Genomic DNA, 19,823 nt, shown 5'->3' with positions numbered 1-19,823 from the left:
ATAAGTCTTTTTTTATAATGATGAGTTAAGATATGTTATAATGATTAAATAATTATATATTAAACATTAGGGAAAGATTTATAGTATAAGAGGTGGAAAAAAATGAAATTTATAATACCAATTATAGTTGGAGCTATTATAGGATATATTACTAACTGGTTTGCTATAAAAATGCTATTTAGACCTTACGAAGAGATAAAAATTTGGGGTATTCATGTACCGTTTACGCCAGGACTTATTCCAAAGGAAAAAGGTAGAATTGCAAAGAGTGTAGGACAAACAATAGCTGTGCATCTTTTGTCGCCTGAAATAGTTACTGAATCTTTATGCAATGATAAAATGAATGATCAGGTAAATGCATGGGTTGAACACAATATAGATAGGCTAAAGGAAAGTGATAAGTCTATAAAAACTTTGATAATGAGTATTGGTAATGAAAACTATGATAAATTATTAAATATAATAGTTGAAAGAGTTACAGTTTTTATTTGTTATCAATTAAAGAGCGAGAAATTTAAAGATGGAATAATGGATTTAATTGAAAATAAAGTTTTTCTTAAATATAATGATGATTTTTATGAAATTATAAAGGAAAAAGCAGAATCATATTTATATGAGTTATCTACTTCAGAAGAAATAAAAACATTATTTAATAATGCTGTAGATGATAAAATAAATAGCTTGATACATGATGAAAGAACTTTGGGTGAAATAGTTCCAGAGGATGTAGTAGAGGCTATTAAGATATATATTGATGAGCATGATGAAAAGATTGAAAATGTATTACATGATATGTTTGAAAATCCAGATATTAAGATAAGGCTTAAAGAATTGATTACTAAGATTATTTCTCAAAATGTAAGTAAGCTAATAACTATGTTCATGGGTTCTGAACAAATTTCAGAAAAGGTACTTAGTTCAATAGAAAATAATATTGACAATCCAGAAACTATAAATGGAGTAATATTGATTATTAAAACTTCAATAGATAAATTATTGGAAACTAAAATATCGGATATTGCTTCTGGTATCTCATCAAATATTAGTTCCAAAGATGCATCACAGATTTCAGAAATTGTATTTAACTATATTTCAAATAAAGAAACTCAGAAAGAGTTAACCTCCATATTAGAGGAAAAATTAAAAGAATCAGAACCATCTGTGAAAGAAAATTTATTAAAATTAATATCAAATAAAATGGAAACGATTTTAAATTCACAGTTACTATATGACAAGGTATTTATAATTGTACAAGATATTGTTGAAAAATCTTTAAACAAACCTATATCCTATATACTTAAAGATATTGATGAAACAACAATTGCAAGCATTGGAAATTTTGCAAACAATATTTTTAATGGATTTGTAAAAAATAAATTGCCATATATTATAGATCTGTTAAATATTTCAAAAGTTGTTGAAAACCAAATAAACAGTTTTGATGTAGCATTTGCAGAAAAGATCATAGTTGAAATAGCAAACAAAGAGTTGAAGGCGATAACTTGGCTAGGTGCACTCCTTGGAGGAATAATGGGCATATTAACACCCCTTATGCAGAATATTTACAAATAAAAGGGAAACTACTTTTGCATTATTGATTGTGGTATAATTAAGTTAAGAACAATCCAATATTTTAGTTAAAGAGAGGCGAGAAAAATGAAAAAAAGAAGCATAATTAGCTTGAGCCTACTTATTGTAATGGTAATGCTAGTATTTAGTACAGGGGTCTTTGCCACTAATCAAATCAGATTAGTATTAGATGGGAAAGATGTTACCTCATTGGCAACACCTATAATTCAAAATGGTAGAACTCTAGTACCTATTCAATTTATTGCTGAAGAATTGGGAGCAAAAGTTGATTGGAATGGCAAAGATAAGATTGTTACAATTAAAAAAGCCGATAATACAATAATCTTAAAAATTGATAGCTATTTGGTTCAATATCAAGGGAAAGAAAAAAGCTGTGGTTTAGTAGATATACCTCCCAAGATTATAAACGGTCATCCTTTTGTGTCTCTTAGTTTACTTAAGTATGTATTAGGAGTTGGCGTTAATTGGGATGCAAATAGTAGAATAGTTAGTATTAATTCTAATGCAAAAGTAGATATTGAACCATTTTATAATGTAAAAATTACATCTATTGAATCAGGACAAGTTATAGAAGGAAAAACTCAGTTACAAATTTCATTACCAGATAATAATATAAAAAATGCTAAAGAGATAAAATATCTACTATTGGATCCAAAAACAGCTAAGGGTTTTGTTGTAGCAAGAGGAAGTAATTTAACTGGAAAATATAATTGGTTACCGAATTTAGAAGAAAGTGGAGAAAGAGTTCTCGTAGCAGCTATTTATGATAATAAAGGAAGTTTCATAGCAGGAGATGCTATTTTGGTAAATGTTCATGTTGATCCTAAAGTATCCTTAACTGGAGTTCAACAAGATGTATTGGTAAATGATACAGTTTCCCTTGGAGCAGATGCAAATTTTGTTGCATCCTATGTAAAATATGAAATTACTAATTTAAATACAGGGAAGAAAACAATAACTAATGAATCAGATCCACAAGGAGTGTATAAGTGGTCTCCAATGGTTCATGAAAGTGGAAGATATTCTTTTAAGGTAACTGCTTATGATAGTTTTGGTAAGGATTACAATAGTGAAACAATAACTACTGAGGTTGAAATTCCTCGTAGATTGTCACTAACTGGAGTGTCTAATGGACAAACCATAGATAAACCAATTACATTATCAACTTTTAGAAACTTTCATGTAAATGAAACCGAATATGTTTTAAAAGATTTAAATACAGGTAGGGAAGAAAGCTTGAAGAAACTTCCATATGGAAGTTATAATTGGTTTCCAGGAACTGAGTATTCAGGTTCAAAAATTCTTTTAGTTAGAGTCAAGGATACTAAAGGAAGAATTCATGAAAGTGAAGGGATAAATGTAAATATAGTAGGAACTCCAAAACTTCTATTAGAAGGAGTAGGACCAAAACAAGTGTTAACAAAAGCTGTTCAGTTAAAGATAGCAAGCAATGTAAAATTAGATAGTGTAGATTATATACTTACAAGAGCAAAAACAGGAGAGAAAAAGATTATTGCTTCAAATAAGATTTCTTCAGCTGATTGCAATTATACACCAACTAAAAAGGATGAAGGAAGTTGGAGTCTTAAGGCTATAGGAAGATATAATGGTAAAAAGATTGAAAGTGAAGAGATTCCAATTAGAATATATTTAGGGAAAATATATACTTCAAAACCTATTATCGAGAAAGATAAATTTATGGGACTGGCTTCGGGACTAGCTAAGAATTCTTATGAAAAAACAGGAATGTCAGCTGCACTACAAACAGCTCAAGCTATACTTGAAACAGGTTGGGGACAATATGTTCCTGTAGATAAATATAGTGGACAGCTTTCTTTAAACCTCTTTGGAATAAAGGGAAAGGGATCAGCAGGTTCAGTTATATCTAATACAAGTGAAGAATATAATGGTAAGCTTTATCGTGTTGATGATAAGTTTAGAGCATACAATAATGTTGGAGAAAGTTGGAAAGACCATAAGGATTTTTTACTTAACAAGGAAAGATATGCTCCTTTTAGAGAAGTAATGTATGATTATACTCAAGGGGCATGGGCATTAAAGAGATGTGGCTATGCAACAGATTCACAATATCCATTGAAATTGATGAAAATAATAAAACTATATAATTTACAAGAACTTGATAAAGTAGGAATTTAATAAATAAATATCTGCCCCCGGCACTAACTTACTAACTTATTGCCTTATAAATATATTTAATTATTACAAAAAAAGTATTGAAAAATACTTTTTATATGTAGTAAAATTATTTTGATATATTTATGAGGTGGTGAAAAACTATGTTAATTACCTTTGATCCTTTTAGAACAATAGGTATACCAAATGTAACTTATATAAAGCCAGAAAATATATTTAAAGAAATAGATAAGGTTAAAGGAGCAGATTATATATTGTTTCCAGAATATTGGCAAGTGAATTCATTAGTTTATGGACTTAAAAAGAAGATATTTCCCAATATCAGCACTTACCAATTAGGACATAACAAGATTGAAACTACTAGAGCATTATGGGCTACTTTTCCTAATAATGTACCTTATACTCAAGTACTAAGTAGAAATGATGTAAATATAGAAACAATTGAAGAGGAATTTGGTTATCCATTAGTAGCAAAGGAAATAAAAAATTCTATGGGAAGAGGAGTTTTTCTTATTAAAAATAGACAAGAATTGAAAAATTATATTGATAACAATAGTGTTTTGTATATTCAAGAAAAACTTCCTATAGACAGAGACTTGAGAATAGTATATGTAGGTAACAAAGTAATAGGTGCATATTGGAGAATAGCAAAAGAGGGAGAATTTCATAACAATATTGCAAAAGGTGCTAGTTATGATTATACAAATATTCCTCAAGAAGCTATAGAATTAGTTGAAAGAGTTGCAACTACATTGGATATAAATCATGCTGGATTTGATATAGCAGTAGTAGGTAACAATCTTTATATACTAGAATACAATGTAATGTTTGGAAATGAAGGATTGAGAAATATGGGGATTAAAGTAGAAGAATATATTTATGAATATATATCAACTGATTTTGACAATCCTAACAATCCAAATACACCAATTTATTCTAGAGCATCTTAATAGAGAAAAAAGGCTTCTTAATAGTATTTCAATAGAAGCCTTTTTTTATATCATCATAAAACATTACCATTGCTCCAGCAGTTGTTCTCTTTGCTAAGGGGAGAGCACATTTAGTTATGTGATAAAATCTTTTTTCATCATTTGATATTGTTTTAAAATTGTTGTATATTTTGATGGCAACTCTAGCATTAAATCTTATATAATCTTCAACAGTATCAAGTAAGTAAGTTCCTTTTTTCACTTGAAAATCCCTTATATAGTCATATGTACGTTTCACATAGGATTCATATTGATGATGATTATCTAAAAGGCGTATATTTGCATGTTGAGGGATGGTCATATCTTGAATAATGTGGAGTGTAGCACCTAGATAGAATAGTGATTCACTAAATTCTTCATTTCTCCATAGGCTTAGAGCTTTGTAATAATACTCTACTGCTAAATCCATTGCATTTTTTCTTACGTACAATCCCCTTTTTTTATAGGGATTATAAAGATGATTTGAGCTTTTAAAATCTTGATCTGCCCATACAGCCCCTTCATTTATATCTAGTATAAAGTTGTAAAAAAAATTATACTCATCTGTATATATGTCATTTTTAAGAATTATTAAGGCATCCAAATTAATAGCCTTGTGAACTTTACATTGGGTTTTAATTATTGATTTTTTAATGGGATTTGCAATTCCTAGAATTGTACTCAGAAAATGGTAATAAGCTTTTTCAAGTATTTCTATTTCAATCACCTTCTTATATAGTCAAGTGATATTATTATTTGCTATTTTATAAATAATAATCCCTAGCCTATCTGAATATTCGGGGACTAGGGATATATTATAACTCATTATTACAAAAAATTCTTTCTCAATTCTTCTCCACTCATAGGAGAAATATAAGCTAGTGGAACATCAAATATTGAAAAGGCACCACTTTTGCCTTCTCGTGACATCTTATAAACTGCACGAGCAAAAGCAATCAGTACAGAAGAAGTAAATTCAGGATTACTATCTAAAGATAGATTGAATTCGATTTTTTGTTTATGATTATTCCCAGTTTCACCAGTGCGTATTACAAAACCTCCATGAGGCATATTTGAGTGATTTTTTTGTAATTCTTCTTCAGTGATGAAATGAACTGTAGTATCATAACCCAGAAAATAATCTGGTATAGATTTTATTTCCCTTTCAATTCTTTCTACATCATTAAAATCATAAGGTACTACATAGCAAACCCTTTTATGTTTTTCACTGGCCTCAAGATTTGGATTTTCACCTGCTCTAACTTTTTTAATTGCTTCTTCTGAAGGCACTGTATATTGAACTGCAGCTTTTACGCCTTTAACTTTTCGAATAGCATCAGAATGACCTTGACTTATACCTTTTCCCCAGAAAGTATAGCTTTCTCCATTTGGAAGTAGAGCTTGAGCTAGCATTCTATTAAGAGAAAATAGTCCTGGATCCCATCCTATAGAAATTAAACTTATCTTGTTGGATTTTTTTGCTACCTCATCTACTTTTTTAAAGTATTCAGGTATTTTACCATGATTATCATAAGCATCTACAGTATTAAAATCATTTACAAGGATCGGGCATTGTTCTGGTAGGTCATTAGCTGAACCGCCGCAAAGGATTAAAACGTCAATCTCATCTTTATAGTCTAGTATTTTAGAAATATGGATAACTTTTGAATTGGCATCTACAAGGGAGGTATCTCTTCTAGTAAATATACCTTTGAGGACAAAATCATCATTAAGTTTTAGAGCTGATTCTACACCTTTTCCCAAATTACCATATCCAACTATTCCTACTCGTATTTTATTTTCCATAGTGCACCTCTGCTTTAAAGATTTCTATAATTTTATAATAAATAGTTTAGCACAAATTTTTTTATTTATCCACTTTAAGAGAAGTTTCATTTACTTTATTCCCAATTAGTTATATAATTTTAATGTGCTAAAATTCTACATATTACTACATTGCAATGGAGGAATTATATGAAAGAATTAATCTTTGGTATTATTGGTGGGACAGCTTTACTAATGTATGGCGTAAATATGATGGGGGATGGTCTAGAAAAGGCTTCAGGTAATATGATGAAAAAAATTCTATCAGTATTAACTGGGAAGATCTGGAGTGCTTTTTTAGTAGGAGTTTTTTTAACAGCAATTGTACAAAGCAGTACTGCTATTACAGTATTAACTGTTGGATTTGTCAATGCAGGCCTTATGAACCTTACGCAAGCTTTAGGAATAATCTATGGTGCTAATATAGGAACTACAATAACAGCTCAACTTATGGCATTTAGTTTTAAGTTTAAATTAACTGATATTGCACTTCCAGTGTTGGGAATAGGTTTTGCTATAAGTCAGTTTTCTAAAAATAAAACATTAAAAAATGTCGGCCGAGCAATGATGGGATTTGGAATGATGTTTTTAGGTCTTAAGATATTAAATGGTGGAGTTCCTTATATGAAAGAAAGTGAATCATTGAAGTACTTTTTCACACACTATGCTTCAATTCCTATTTTAGGTGTACTTTTAGGGGCTTGTGTTACAGCTATGGTTCATAGTAGTGCTGCTACCATTGGACTTGTAATGGTACTGGCTCAAGCAGGTTTACTAGATTTAAGATCTGCAGTATGTATTATGTTAGGAGACAATATAGGGACTTGTCTTACAGCACAGCTTGCAAGTATGACAGGTAATATTAATGCCAGAAGAACTGCATGGGCTCACACCTTTTATAATTTATTTGGAGTTATACTAACAGGATTAACTCTACCTATTTTTTTAAAAATAGTTTCTGGGGTAACATTGTATTTTCAACCTAAAGCTGATATAAGTGCTTATATTGCTAATTCTCATACACTATTTAATTCAATAAATGCTATAATATTTTTACCTTTAACAAAATACTATGTTGAGTTTCTTAATAAAGTAATAAGGCCAAAGGGTGAAAATCATACAGACAAGAAAGTATTAGATAAACTGCTTATTGATACTCCTGTAGCAGGGTTACAAGCTTCACGTTCAGAGATAATAAGAGGCGCTAAGATAGTAAAAGCTATGTTTATTGATGTAATGGATTTGGTATATACAGGCGATAGTAAGAAAATAGCATTAATTGGTGACAATGAGGTTATGATAGACAAGATGCAGAAAGATGTTACCAGGTACATTGTTGAAATTTCAAAAAAGGAACTTACAGAAAGTCAATCTATTATGGTTCCTGCTATGATAAGCAGTATAAACAATATAGAAAGAATTGGGGATAGGGTTATAGACATAACTGATTTATGTAAAATAAAAATGGAAAAGGACCTTGAGTTTACTGATACTGCTGTTAATGAATTAAAGGAAATAGAGGGTATCTTGATAGAAATGTTTGACAATGTAATTATTGCTGTTGAGAATAAAAATCAAAAATCTATTGAAAAAATGTGTGAACTTGAAAATAAAATGGATTACTTGTGTAATGAGTTTCAAAAGAATCATATAAAAAGGCTTAATGAAGGGACTTGTAGTATAGATTCAGGTGTAATATATATTGATATAATAAGTCATCTTGAAAGAATTGCAGACCATGTATATAAGATAGCCATGTTTACTAAAGATGAGTTGTTTGGAAACAAAAGAGAAAACAATTAGTAATCACAGTAGCTTCTATTGACAATAAAAAAACTATATGTTACTTTCTAATAGCGAAGACAGAGGAAAAATAATCAAACAAAGGAGAATAAGAAGATGAATGAAAACCAAGTATTAGCAGTAGTGAATGGAAAGGAAATAACACAAGAGGATGTACAGGGGTTTTTAGGTCAATTAAATCCACAGGTTGCAATGCAATTTCAATCAAAAGAAGGTATGGAAAAAGTAGTAGAAGAATTGGTAAGTAGGGAATTACTTTATCTTGAAGCTATTGAAAAAGGCCTTGATAATGATGAAATATTCAAAAGTGAATTAGAAATAATAAAAGCTAATATATTGAAACAATATGCTGTTTCAAAATTATTATCAGATGTAAAGGCAACAGATGAAGAAATAGAAGATTATTACAATAAATATAAAGAATACTTCAATACTCCTGAAAGTGTTAGAGCTAGTCATATATTAGTTAAAGATGAAGAAAAGGCGCTAGAGATCATCAATGAGATAAAAGATGGATTAGAATTTGAAGAAGCGGCTCAAAAGTATTCTATATGTCCTTCTAAAGGTATGGGCGGTGACTTAGGAGAATTCACTAAGGGAAAAATGGTAAAAGAATTTGAAGAGGCAGCATTTGAACTTGAAGTTGGAGTAGTTAGTGAACCTGTAAAAACACAGTTTGGATATCATATAATCAAGGTACAAGATCATAAGGAAAAGAAAACAAGCACATTAGAAGAAGCAAGAGAAAAGGTTTCAGCACAAGTATTGTTGTTAAAACAACAAGAAAAATATTTAAATAAAACAGAAGAGTTGAAAGGCAAATACGAAGTTAAATACAATTTCTAAATTAAATTTTGTAATATATGTATTTCGCTATTAGATAGGAAAGGAGAATTCAAGAGATGTATGAGTATATTCCAAAAGGTGTTTGTTCTAGGAGAATTACCTTTGATGTAGTTGATGGAAAGGTAAAAAATATTAGCTTTTTAGGTGGTTGTGATGGAAATACACAAGGTGTTTCGAAATTAGCTGAGGGAATGGATATTGAAGAAGTGATTGAAAAACTTTCAGGGATTACTTGTGGTGGTAAACCAACTTCATGTCCTGACCAACTTTCTAATGCATTGAAGGAATATATAGAGATTAATAAAAACAAGGCTGTACATAAATAATGTACGGCTTTTTCTTTTTTTAGACAAACTTAATAAAATAAATAGATGAAATTGTGATAGAATACTATATAAAGGTAAATATAAAAGGTGGTGCAAGATGATAGAAGTTGGAAAGATTCAAAAGTTAGAAGTTGTAAAGATAAGTCCTAAAGGGGTTTATTTAAGTGATGGTAATAGTAGAGAAAGTGCATTTTTAGGGAAAAAAGAAGTGCCAAATGGAACAAAGGTAAAAGATAGGCTTGAGGTATTTGTATATGTAGATTCAAATGATAAATTAGTTGCTACAAAAGTTAAGCCTAAGTTGACTGTTGGAGAAATAGGTTTACTTAGAGTTGTATCTACATCAAAGATAGGTGCGTTTTTAGACTGGGGAGTAGATAAGGATCTGTTCCTACCTTTCAAAGAACAGGCTGTACGAGTTGAAAAGGGTAGAACATATTTAGTAGGAGTGTATATTGATAAAAGCAATAGACCTTGTGCGACTATGCAAATTAAAAATCTCCTTTCTACAAATTCTCCATATAAAGAAAATGACAAAACTGTTGGTACTATTTACAGCATGAACCCTGATATGGGTGCTTTTGTAGCGGTAGACAATTTGTATGATGGACTAATACCTAAGAATGAAATATATGGAGTATTTAGACCGGGAGATCAAGTTGATATTCGAATTACAAAGGTAAGGGAAGATGGTAGGCTGTATTTAAGCTTAAGAAGTAAGTCTTATAAGCAAATAGATAAGGATGCAGAGATTATACTAAACAAGATGAAGAAAAACCGTGGAGAGCTTAATCTTAACGATGATAGTTCCCCTAAGAGAATACGTGAAGAATTGAATATGAGTAAGAGTGCATTTAAAAGAGCAGTAGGAAGACTTTTGAAGGAAGAAAAAATTGAGTTTTTTAATGGTGGCATTAGATTTAAAAAAATGTGATATAATTAAATTTACTTGATTCTAATTAAAAGGGAGTGTTACCATGATAAAAAGAATAGGTGTAAGGTACAATATTATTGAAATGATGTACTATTATTGGCAAGTCACTAGTGAAAAGGGAAAGGTTGGAGAAACGTACATAATTGAATTATCTGATGAAGAAGATATGAAGTATGTATATGACGATGAGTTCAATAGTGATTCTGTAAGAAGAGTTTTAAGTGCTATTTCAAACAGAGAAATGTTAAATAGTGAAAGCAAAAAGGAAAGAAGATTTTGGAATTTTAACATGTGGATGTTAGAGGATTTAGGATTTACTGAAATGATGGTTTTACCAGTAAAGAAATTAAATTTAAGTAGCCTTGTAGAAAAATTAAATGAAAATTATGGTGATACAAAACATGAAGAATTAGAAGTAATATTTGTTCCGGGATTAGAAGAAGAGTATAGTATTGTTGAAAACAAACTGATTGTAAACTTCTTTAAAATAAAAGCAGATCTATATGAAGAAGATAAGGTAACTATCGGGGAACTACCTTTAGTAGATTATATAGAAGAAAAACTTAAAGAACTTTTAAGTAAATAAGATTAGTTAATATTTAAACTGATTGTGGTTAAACTGTGGATAAAATTATATTGAAAAAAATATTGTCCACAGTTTTGTTGTTTTTGAGATTTAAATAAAATTCTTTTATATTTTTACATTTCTAGTATAATAGAATATGTAAATTTTAAGTTTGAATATTTAACATGAAGATAGATATTACACAAAAAGATGTTTAGTGATTTGGAGTAATACCAAATTGAAAGGATGAGATTATGTTAATAATGAATAAAAAGTTACAGGAGTTATCAAATCAGGGTAAACCAATAAAGGTAGCAATAATTGGTGCTGGAAAGATGGGCAAAGGATTAGTCAATCAGATGACTAGAATAAAGGGAATGATTCCATCTCTAGTAGTAAATAGAAATGTTGAAAAGGCAATAAATTCACTTATATCTGCAGGAATAGGAAAAGAAGATATAGTAGTAACAAATTCTATAGACAAAATAAATACTGCAATTGAAAGAGGAAAATACGTTGCAGCTGAATACATGGATGTTGCAGCAAAGGTTAATGGAATACAAGCAGTAGTAGATGCTACAGGGGTTCCAGAAACAGGAGCTAAGATTGCAGTAGATGCAATAGGAAACAATAAGCATATCATCATGCTAAATGTAGAAGCTGATTGCGTAGTAGGGCCTATATTACATAAATATGCTTTAGATGCAGGAGTAGTATATACAGGCACTGCAGGAGATGAGCCTGGGGCAGTGATAGAACTGTATGATTTTGCAATAGGATTGGGTTTTGAAGTTTTAGCATTAGGAAAAGGAAAGAATAACCCTATAAATCTATCTGTAAATCCAGATACTGTATATGAAGAAGCAATGAGAAAAGAGTTAAAGCCCAATATGTTAGCAGGATTCATTGATGGAACAAATACTATGATAGAGCTTAATTGTGTTTGTAATGCTACTGGATTTGTGCCAGATATTAGAGGATGTCATGGCATAGAAAGTAATATAGATGACTTGAAAAATCACTTAAGATTAAAAGAAGAGGGAGGAGTTCTAAATAGTTACTATACAGTTGACTATGTAAGGGGAATTGCTCCAGGGGTATATGCAATATTTACAACAAATCTAGAAGAGGTACACAATCAATTAGAGTATTTAAATATGGGTTCAGGACCTAATTATGTTCTATATAGGCCATATCATCTAACAAGTTTAGAAACACCATTAACTATTTATAATGCATGTGTAAACAATGAAGCTACAATAGCACCAAATTGTGGAATGGTAGCTGATACAATAACTGTAGCTAAGAAGGATTTAAAAGCTGGTGAAAGACTAGATAGCATAGGTGGATATACAGTGTATGGAAGCTTAGAAAGATATGAAATAGCCAAAAGAGAAAAATTAGTTCCAATAGGACTAATTAACGATAGAACTGTGCTAAAAAGAGATGTTAAAAAAGGTGAATTTATTACTTACGATATGATAGAGTTAGACAAGAGTACATTACTATATAAACTTAGACAAAAACAAGAGGAAATGTTTTAACGAGGTGATTTTTTGAAAAAGAAGTATTATGGGGTTAAAAAGGGAAGAAATATAGGGGTTTATGAATCTTGGAGTGAATGCGAGAAACAAGTGAAGGGTTTTTCAGGGGCAGAATACAAAAGTTTTTTGACTTTAAAAGAGGCTTTAGATTTTGTCAATGGGAATCAAGAATTTAAGGAAGACAAAGATATATCTGATTTAAAAGATAATGAAATGATAGCTTATGTAGATGGTAGTTTTGATAAAAATAAAGGGTATTATTCTTATGGGGCTATAATGTTTACTGAATCTAATAAGATAACTAGTTCTAGTAGGGGAAATGATGGTGAACTTATAGAGATGAGAAATGTAGCGGGAGAAATAGAAGGAGCAATGGCTGCTATGGACATTGCTCTAAAAAACAATGTAGATATACTCTACTTGTATTATGATTATATGGGTATAGAAAAATGGGCCACTGGAGAGTGGAAGGCCAACAAAGTTGGCACTAAAAGATATGTGAAGTATTATAATTCCATTAAAGACAAACTAAAAGTTGTGTTTGTAAAAGTTAAAGCTCATTCAGGTGATAAATACAATGAAGAAGTAGATACCCTTGCAAAAGAAGCATTAAATGGAAATGTGGATTAATATCCCATATCATCATTTAGGGAATCATCATTTTCTATCCATTCACTTACGGATACTATTCTGTAATCATCTACAGTATCTCTTATAATTACTTTTTCAATTCCTGCGTTTATAATAAGCCTTTTGCACATTGCGCAGGAATTTGTATTTTCAACTAGCTTTCCAGTTTTGGCATCTTTGCATACTAAATAAAGTGTAGCGCCAATCATAGTTTTTCTAGAAGCACTTATTATACAATTGGCTTCAGCATGTACGGATCTACAGAGTTCGTAGCGAGTTCCTCTTGGGATGTTTAACTGTTCTCTTTTACAATAGTTTAAGTCACAACAGTTCTCTCTTCCTCTTGGAGCTCCCGTATAACCTGTAGAAATTATTTCGTCATTTTGAACTATAATAGCACCAAAGTTTCTTCTTAAGCATGTCCCTCTTTCAGCTACTACTTCAGCTATATCTAAGTAATAATTTATTTTATCTCTTCTTTCCATTTTTCAAATCTCCTTTATCAATCTTATGTTTTATTCTATTATATATGTATTAAGTTATAAATTTCAATATTAGAATATGCTAATATTGAGAATTGAGTGTTTTTGTTTAAGAATTATGGGTATTAAATATCATATATAAAATTGTACAATTGGAGGTTGGAAAATGTTTAAGGAGTTTAAAGAGTTTGCTATGAAAGGAAGTGTTGTAGACTTAGCTATAGGTGTAATCATAGGTGGAGCTTTTGGGAAAATAGTATCATCTCTAGTTAATGATGTGATTATGCCTATTATAGGTGGACTCATTGGGAAAGTAGATTTTAGCAACTTTTTCATAAGTCTTGATGGGACAAGCTATTCTTCACTTCAAGCAGCAAAGGATGCTGGAGCTGCAACTTTAAATTATGGTGTTTTTATTAATACTGTTATTGAATTTTTAATTATATCTTTTTCACTTTTCATAGTGATTAGGCAGATTAATCGATTTAGGAAGAAAGATGAACCTAAGCCTGTAACTACAAAGAAATGTCAGTATTGCTTAAGTGAAATTCCACTAGAAGCTATGAGATGTCCTCATTGTACTTCAGAACTTGCAGATTAAAACTCTTCTATTGAAGAGTTTTTTCGATTTCAGTGAAGATTGTAATTTCAACTTCAAATAGTGTCTGAAATGAGTTAGTATATAAGTAACCATAAAATTTTGGAGGGATAGTAATGGATTATTTAGATTTGCACAATAGTTCTATAGTAGTAGATGCACATTCAGATATACCACTTCATATTTTAAAAAACAAGATGGAAGGAAATAAAGATGAAGAAATATTTAACGCCTATCATATGCCTCTTTTAAAAGAGGGAGGGGTAAATATAGTAGTTGTAAATTTGTTTGAAAATTTACATCCTGAAGGGTCCTTGAAGGAAGCATTAATCGAGGTATCAGAATTAAAAAAACAATTAGATAATAATGATGAAGCTATACTTATTTACAATAAAGAGGATTTACATAAAGCATTAAAGGAAAACAAAATTGGGGTAGTTCTTTCTATGGAAGGTATGGAGCCTATAAGCAATGAAATAGTATTACTTAGAACATTTTATGAGCTTGGTCTTAGAAGTGCTATACTTACATGGAATTGGAGAAACTATTTTGCATCGGGTAGTTGGGAGACAGGGGGATTAAGTAAACTTGGAAAAGAACTAATAGTTGAGATGGAAAATTTAGGTATTATAATAGATGTGTCTCACTTAAATGAGGAAGGATTTTGGGATATAATGAAAATCGCCAAAACTCCTGTTATCGCCTCTCATTCAAATGCTAAGGCACTATATAATCATGTGAGAAATTTAAGTGATGATCAAATAAAGGCTATTGCAGATACTGGTGGTGTTATAGGGGTTAATACTTATTTTACTGGTGACAAGGAAAAAGGAGAAGTTTCAATAGATACTTACATGAATCATATGGAATATTTATTAGATGTAGCAGGAGAAGATCATGTGGGTTTAGGATTTGATTTTAATGGTTATTTGGGATCACCAAAATTGAAAGGTTTAGAAGACTGTAGCAAAGCAACAATTGTAACAAATGAACTTATTAAAAGAGGATATAGTGAAACAACAATCAAAAAAGTATTAGGAGAGAACTTTTTAGGTGTTTTAGAAAATATACTTAAATAATCCTTATATTTCATAATTCTTTAGTGTATTATATAATTGTATACAATATGCTAAGGAGGAAAAATTGTGAGGAAGTTTATTATTTTATTATTAGTTTTTATAATTGTTTTTTCAAATATATGTATTGCTGATGAAGCCAAAGAGGAAAATGAAAAAGTAGTTATTTCATTAGCTGGAGATACTTGCTTTGATGGAGCTTTAAAAAAACATATTAGTAAATATGGCATCAACTATCCTTTTGATAAAGTGAATTGTTATTTTAATGAAGATGATTTAACTATTTTAAACCTAGAAACTAGTGTGACTACTAGAGGGAAAAAGTGGCCTAACAAACAATTCAACTTTAGATCCAATCCTAATTCAATAAAGGGAATGGCTGAATCAGGTGTTGATGTTGTTACTTTGGCAAACAATCATATTTTGGATTATGGTTATAGTGGACTAATGGATACATTGAAATGCTTAGATAAATACAATATTAAATATACTGGTGCTGGTAAAAATAAGAAGGAAGCAATAGAGGGAGTTATAATCGAAGAAAAGGGAGTTAAAATTGGAATACTATCTTTTTCAAGGGTTATTCCTGATATGAAATGGTACGCAACTAGCGAAAGATCAGGACTTGTAAGTGGTTATGATTATTATGTAGGCGAAATGACAAAGAAAATAGCTGAGATGAAAAAGGAAGCTGATATTGTTATTCTATCTATTCATTGGGGAGTAGAGAGGATAACTACTCCTAGAAAACAGGAAATCAATGTGGCTAAGAAAGCCATAGATTGTGGAGCTGATATAGTAATGGGACACCATCCTCATGTATTGCAGGGAATAGAAGTGTACAATGGAAAGCCGATATTCTATAGTCTAGGCAATTTTATATTTAATTCAGCAAGCAAAGCAGGCACTAATACTATGATTAGTCAAGTAACCATAGTAGACAAAGAGATTCAGAGTATAAATGTAATACCATGTAAGATTATAAATGGAAGGCCAATACCTTTAGAAGGAAAGGAAAAAGCAGAAGCTATTAATAATATAAATAAATTGTCTAAACCTTTTGGGAGTAAGGTAAATGGTAAAGGTTTTATGGAGATAAATTAGTATATAACTCAAATAATATTGGGGGTAATTATATGTATGGTCTCGTATTAGAAGGTGGAGGAGCAAAAGGAGCATATCATATCGGAGCATATAAGGCTATAATGGAGATGGGCATTGAAATTGGTGGGATTGCTGGTACATCCGTTGGAGCATTGAATGGGGCTATGTTAGTCCAAGGTGGATACGAAAAGGCAGTTGAACTTTGGTCAAATATGACATATTCAAGAGTTATAGCTGCTAGTGATGAAGAAATTGAAAAGATAAAAAAAGGTAAGTTAGGAAAAGAAGACATTAAAAATTTAGCTGGAAAAGTAAAATCTGTATTAGATGATAAGGGATTAGATATAACTCCACTAAGAGAATTATTAAATGAAGTAATAGATGAAGAAAAGGTTAGAGAATCTAGAAAGGATTTTGCAATAGTAACAGTTTCTCTTACAGACTTAAAGCCTTTGGAATTATATATAGAAGATATTCCAGAGGGAAAATTAATTGACTATATAATAGCAAGTGCAAACTTTCCTGCTTTTAAGAGTGAAAAAATTGATGGTAAGAAATTTATAGACGGTGGACTTTATAACAATCTACCTATAAATTTACTTTCTCACAAAGGTTATAAAGATATAATTGCTGTTAGAACTCATGGGCCAGGTAGATTAAAAAAGATAGATGATAAGGGATTAAATGTAATATATATTTCCCCTGTAGATGATTTGGGTAAGACCTTAGAATTTGAAAGTCAAACTGCTATAAGGGATATGGAACTTGGCTACTATGATGGATTGAAAGCACTTAGAGGTTTGAAGGGATATAAGTATTATATCGAAGGGAAAAGGGATGAAGATTATTTCATAAATAAGTTCTTAAGTTTTGGAGAAGAAAAGATTCTTCAAGTTGGAAAAACTTTAGGAATAGAAGGCGTACCTTATAAGAGGGCAATATTTGAATATATAATACCTAAAATAAGTACATTAGTTGGTACTAATAAGGGGAATGACTATGAAGATATTGCTATTAGATTTCTTGAACATTTAGCAGAAAAATATGAGGTGGAAAGATTTAAAATATATAGTTTCGATGAATTTTTAAATTTAGTATTAGAAAAACATGAATGTGATGAACTAAAAAGGGAAAATGGTTTTTTAACTAAGTTAGTAAATAAGGTAGATTTTCTTTCTGTATTAAACAAAGATGAGACAATATTAAATATTGCAGATATTTTATTTTGAGTTAGTGAGTCAAGGGACGGTCCCCTGACTCACTATTTTCTATTTGACATAAAATCTAAAAAAATGATATCATGGAATAGAAAATAGAATAAGAGTTTAGGTGCCCTATGGGTTAAAAGGGAAAGTGGTTAAAACCCACTACAGCCCCCGCTACTGTGAATGGTGACGAATTCCATATCCACTGGCTATTGCTGGGAAGGAGGAAGGAGGATTGAGCCATGAGTCAGGAAACCTGCCTGAACAAAAGCCATCTTTCGGAGGGAAAGACAGTGCTTGTTGATTGGTTCACAAATGAAAAATATGAACTTTTATGACAAGAGAACTTCGAGAGAAGTTCTTTTTTTAAATTTGGAGGTGAAGTCATGAGTAGTATTATGGTACAGGGAACTACTTCTTCTGCAGGTAAGAGTATGCTTTGTACAGCTCTATGTAGAATTTTTGTAGAAGATAATTTAAGTGTATTTCCATTTAAAGCTCAAAATATGTCATCTAAATCTTATATTACTGAAGATGGATTAGAAATAAGTACAGCACAAGCATTACAAGCTACAGCTGCAGGACTAAAGCCAGATCCTAGGATGAACCCAATTTTATTAAAGCCTACTGGTGATAGGTCTAGTTTAGTTTATTTAAAAGGGAAATTATCTGAAAATATGGATGCAGTAGAGTATTTTAAATTTAAAACAAGTTTAAGACCCATGATATTAGAAACATTTGAGGAAGTGGAAAGTGAATATGATGTAGTAGTCATAGAAGGAGCTGGTAGTCCTGCTGAAATCAATCTAAAAGAAAATGATATTGTGAATATGGGAATGGCTGAAATGGCAAACTCTCCTGTGCTTTTAATAGCAGATATTGATAGGGGAGGGGTGTTTGCATCCCTTTATGGAACAGTAATGCTTTTAGAGGAAGAAGAAAGAAAGAGAATTAAAGGTTTAGTGATAAATAAATTTAGAGGAGATATATCTCTTTTACAATCAGGAATAGACATGATAGAAGAATTACTTGATATTCCCGTAGTTGGAACTATCCCATATGTTCATATAGAATTAGAAGACGAAGATAGTTTAACTGATTATGAAAAGAAATGTAATAGTAGTGCTCAAGATGAAATGGAAAAGATAGAACAAATCAAGAAATTAGCAAAGGTAGTTAGAGAAAATATGGATATGGAATATATTTATTCATTATTAGACATAAATGTAGGTGAATAATATGGTAGATTTACTTTTGGCAGTGGTATTAGATTTTTTAATTGGGGACCCCTATAGCTTTCCTCATCCTGTGAAGTTAATGGGCAATATTATTTCACAGGAAGATAAATTAGTAAGAAAGGTTTTTAAAAGTAGAAAGGGACTAAAATTTGGTGGATTTATAATAGTTGTTTTCAATATGTTTATATCCTTTTCTATTCCCTTTGTATTACTTAAATGGCTAAAGCAATATGATGTGGCTTATCATATTGTAAATACTTATCTAATGTATACATGTATAGCAGCTAGATGCCTTCATAAAGAGGCTATGAAGGTATATCATGCTTTTTCCAATGGTATAGAGGATGCTAGGGTGAAATTATCTTATATAGTGGGAAGAGATACAACAAAGCTAAATGAAGGTGAAATAGTAAGTGCAGATGTTGAAACTGTTGCAGAGAATACCTCTGATGGAGTTATTGCTCCACTATTTTATATTTTGCTATTTGGTTCTCCTGGAGGAATGATGTACAAGATAGTTAACACTATGGATTCCATGCTTGGATACAAAAATGATAAGTACATTGATTTAGGTTTTTTCCCCGCAATAAATGACGATATTTTTAATTATATACCTGCAAGGATCACAGGAGTTTTAATGTGTATTTCATCAATATTTAAGTATGATGTAAAAAATGGTTTTAAAATAATGATACGAGATAGAAAAAATCATAAGAGTCCTAATAGTGCCTATCCAGAAGGAGCAGTGGCAGGACTATTAAATATTCAGTTGGGAGGTAGTAGCTACTACTTTGGAAAATTAGTTGAAAAGCCAACTATTGGAGATAAAAAAAGAACTATAGAAAGAGAAGATATTAAAAAAACTATTGATATTATGTATAGAACGGAAATATTATTTATTGCTATTTGGTTAATTTTATTTATTGTAGTTTGAAA

At 30.6% G+C, this 19,823-nt stretch carries 19 protein-coding genes and 1 riboswitch; of the genes, 16 read left to right on the top strand and 3 right to left on the bottom strand.

What is annotated here, in order from left to right; all coding sequences use genetic code 11:
• Nucleotides 1–102: 102 nt before the first annotated feature.
• The 3 genes from BQ9840_RS06300 (at nucleotide 103) to BQ9840_RS06290 (ending at nucleotide 4,694) form a co-directional block, all read left to right on the top strand.
• Nucleotides 103–1,572, top strand: coding sequence for a DUF445 family protein (locus tag BQ9840_RS06300; RefSeq protein WP_077368975.1), 1,470 nt, complete (start codon nucleotides 103–105; stop codon nucleotides 1,570–1,572).
• 84 nt (nucleotides 1,573–1,656) lie between these two features.
• Nucleotides 1,657–3,747: a stalk domain-containing protein gene (locus BQ9840_RS06295; protein ID WP_077368974.1), complete on the top strand. Its 2,091-nt coding sequence runs from the start codon at nucleotides 1,657–1,659 to the stop codon at nucleotides 3,745–3,747.
• Nucleotides 3,748–3,887: 140 nt separating this feature from the next.
• On the top strand, nucleotides 3,888–4,694 hold the full coding sequence (locus BQ9840_RS06290; RefSeq protein WP_077368973.1) for an ATP-grasp domain-containing protein: 807 nt from the start codon (nucleotides 3,888–3,890) through the stop codon (nucleotides 4,692–4,694).
• Nucleotides 4,695–4,722: 28 nt separating this feature from the next.
• Here the strand turns inward: BQ9840_RS06290 and BQ9840_RS06285 are convergent, their stop codons facing one another.
• Together BQ9840_RS06285 and BQ9840_RS06280 are read right to left on the bottom strand one after the other, a co-directional pair.
• On the bottom strand, nucleotides 4,723–5,439 hold the full coding sequence (locus BQ9840_RS06285; RefSeq protein WP_234978632.1) for a zinc dependent phospholipase C family protein: 717 nt from the start codon (nucleotides 5,437–5,439) through the stop codon (nucleotides 4,723–4,725).
• A 101-nt stretch (nucleotides 5,440–5,540) separates the two neighbouring features.
• A complete protein-coding gene (locus tag BQ9840_RS06280) occupies nucleotides 5,541–6,518 on the bottom strand; it encodes a diaminopimelate dehydrogenase (protein WP_077368972.1) in 978 nt (325 codons plus the stop codon).
• A gap of 168 nt (nucleotides 6,519–6,686) precedes the next feature.
• Here BQ9840_RS06280 and BQ9840_RS06275 point away from each other — a divergent pair, with 168 nt between their 5' ends.
• From BQ9840_RS06275 to BQ9840_RS06245, 7 genes are all read left to right on the top strand, one after another.
• Nucleotides 6,687–8,339 (top strand): Na/Pi cotransporter family protein, encoded by a 1,653-nt coding sequence (locus tag BQ9840_RS06275; protein ID WP_077368971.1) that lies wholly within the window; start codon nucleotides 6,687–6,689, stop codon nucleotides 8,337–8,339.
• A gap of 96 nt (nucleotides 8,340–8,435) precedes the next feature.
• Nucleotides 8,436–9,185 carry a peptidylprolyl isomerase gene (locus BQ9840_RS06270; protein ID WP_077368970.1) on the top strand — a complete coding sequence of 250 codons (750 nt, stop codon included), beginning with the start codon at nucleotides 8,436–8,438 and terminating at the stop codon, nucleotides 9,183–9,185.
• A gap of 56 nt (nucleotides 9,186–9,241) precedes the next feature.
• Entirely contained in the window at nucleotides 9,242–9,511 is a 270-nt protein-coding gene (locus BQ9840_RS06265; RefSeq protein WP_077368969.1) for a TIGR03905 family TSCPD domain-containing protein, read from the top strand.
• 97 nt (nucleotides 9,512–9,608) lie between these two features.
• Nucleotides 9,609–10,445 carry a CvfB family protein gene (locus tag BQ9840_RS06260; protein WP_077368968.1) on the top strand — a complete coding sequence of 279 codons (837 nt, stop codon included), beginning with the start codon at nucleotides 9,609–9,611 and terminating at the stop codon, nucleotides 10,443–10,445.
• A 43-nt stretch (nucleotides 10,446–10,488) separates the two neighbouring features.
• The gene (locus tag BQ9840_RS06255) at nucleotides 10,489–11,031 is read left to right on the top strand and encodes a TDE2712 family protein (protein WP_077368967.1); all 543 of its coding nucleotides are present in this window, start codon (nucleotides 10,489–10,491) and stop codon (nucleotides 11,029–11,031) included.
• Between the two features lie 242 nt (nucleotides 11,032–11,273).
• Nucleotides 11,274–12,554, top strand: coding sequence for an NAD(P)H-dependent oxidoreductase (locus tag BQ9840_RS06250; protein ID WP_234978631.1), 1,281 nt, complete (start codon nucleotides 11,274–11,276; stop codon nucleotides 12,552–12,554).
• A 12-nt stretch (nucleotides 12,555–12,566) separates the two neighbouring features.
• Nucleotides 12,567–13,184, top strand: a complete 618-nt coding sequence (locus BQ9840_RS06245) for a ribonuclease H1 domain-containing protein (RefSeq protein WP_077368965.1) — start codon at nucleotides 12,567–12,569, stop codon at nucleotides 13,182–13,184.
• Here BQ9840_RS06245 and BQ9840_RS06240 read toward each other — a convergent pair.
• Nucleotides 13,181–13,669 (bottom strand): deoxycytidylate deaminase, encoded by a 489-nt coding sequence (locus tag BQ9840_RS06240; RefSeq protein ID WP_077368964.1) that lies wholly within the window; start codon nucleotides 13,667–13,669, stop codon nucleotides 13,181–13,183. The two genes, BQ9840_RS06245 and BQ9840_RS06240, sit on opposite strands and share 4 nt — an antisense overlap.
• Nucleotides 13,670–13,832: 163 nt before the next feature.
• Here BQ9840_RS06240 and mscL point away from each other — a divergent pair, with 163 nt between their 5' ends.
• The 6 genes from mscL (at nucleotide 13,833) to cbiB (ending at nucleotide 19,821) form a co-directional block, all read left to right on the top strand.
• Nucleotides 13,833–14,267: a large conductance mechanosensitive channel protein MscL gene (gene mscL / locus BQ9840_RS06235; protein WP_077368963.1), complete on the top strand. Its 435-nt coding sequence runs from the start codon at nucleotides 13,833–13,835 to the stop codon at nucleotides 14,265–14,267.
• A 113-nt stretch (nucleotides 14,268–14,380) separates the two neighbouring features.
• A complete protein-coding gene (locus BQ9840_RS06230) occupies nucleotides 14,381–15,343 on the top strand; it encodes a dipeptidase (RefSeq protein ID WP_077368962.1) in 963 nt (320 codons plus the stop codon).
• A gap of 66 nt (nucleotides 15,344–15,409) precedes the next feature.
• On the top strand, nucleotides 15,410–16,444 hold the full coding sequence (locus BQ9840_RS06225) for a CapA family protein (RefSeq protein ID WP_159436090.1): 1,035 nt from the start codon (nucleotides 15,410–15,412) through the stop codon (nucleotides 16,442–16,444).
• Nucleotides 16,445–16,476: 32 nt separating this feature from the next.
• Nucleotides 16,477–17,673 carry a patatin-like phospholipase family protein gene (locus tag BQ9840_RS06220; RefSeq protein ID WP_077368960.1) on the top strand — a complete coding sequence of 399 codons (1,197 nt, stop codon included), beginning with the start codon at nucleotides 16,477–16,479 and terminating at the stop codon, nucleotides 17,671–17,673.
• A gap of 81 nt (nucleotides 17,674–17,754) precedes the next feature.
• Nucleotides 17,755–17,928: riboswitch (cobalamin riboswitch) on the top strand.
• A 107-nt stretch (nucleotides 17,929–18,035) separates the two neighbouring features.
• A complete protein-coding gene (locus tag BQ9840_RS06215; RefSeq protein ID WP_077368959.1) occupies nucleotides 18,036–18,887 on the top strand; it encodes a cobyric acid synthase in 852 nt (283 codons plus the stop codon).
• Nucleotide 18,888: 1 nt separating this feature from the next.
• Nucleotides 18,889–19,821, top strand: a complete 933-nt coding sequence (gene cbiB, locus BQ9840_RS06210) for an adenosylcobinamide-phosphate synthase CbiB (protein WP_077368958.1) — start codon at nucleotides 18,889–18,891, stop codon at nucleotides 19,819–19,821.
• The last annotated feature ends 2 nt before the right edge of the window (nucleotides 19,822–19,823 follow it).

This window comes from Anaerosalibacter sp. Marseille-P3206, assembly GCF_900155565.1.
In the GTDB taxonomy this organism is placed as follows: domain Bacteria; phylum Bacillota; class Clostridia; order Tissierellales; family Sporanaerobacteraceae; genus FUHM01.
This window is presented reverse-complemented; position numbering and strand designations above follow the sequence as displayed.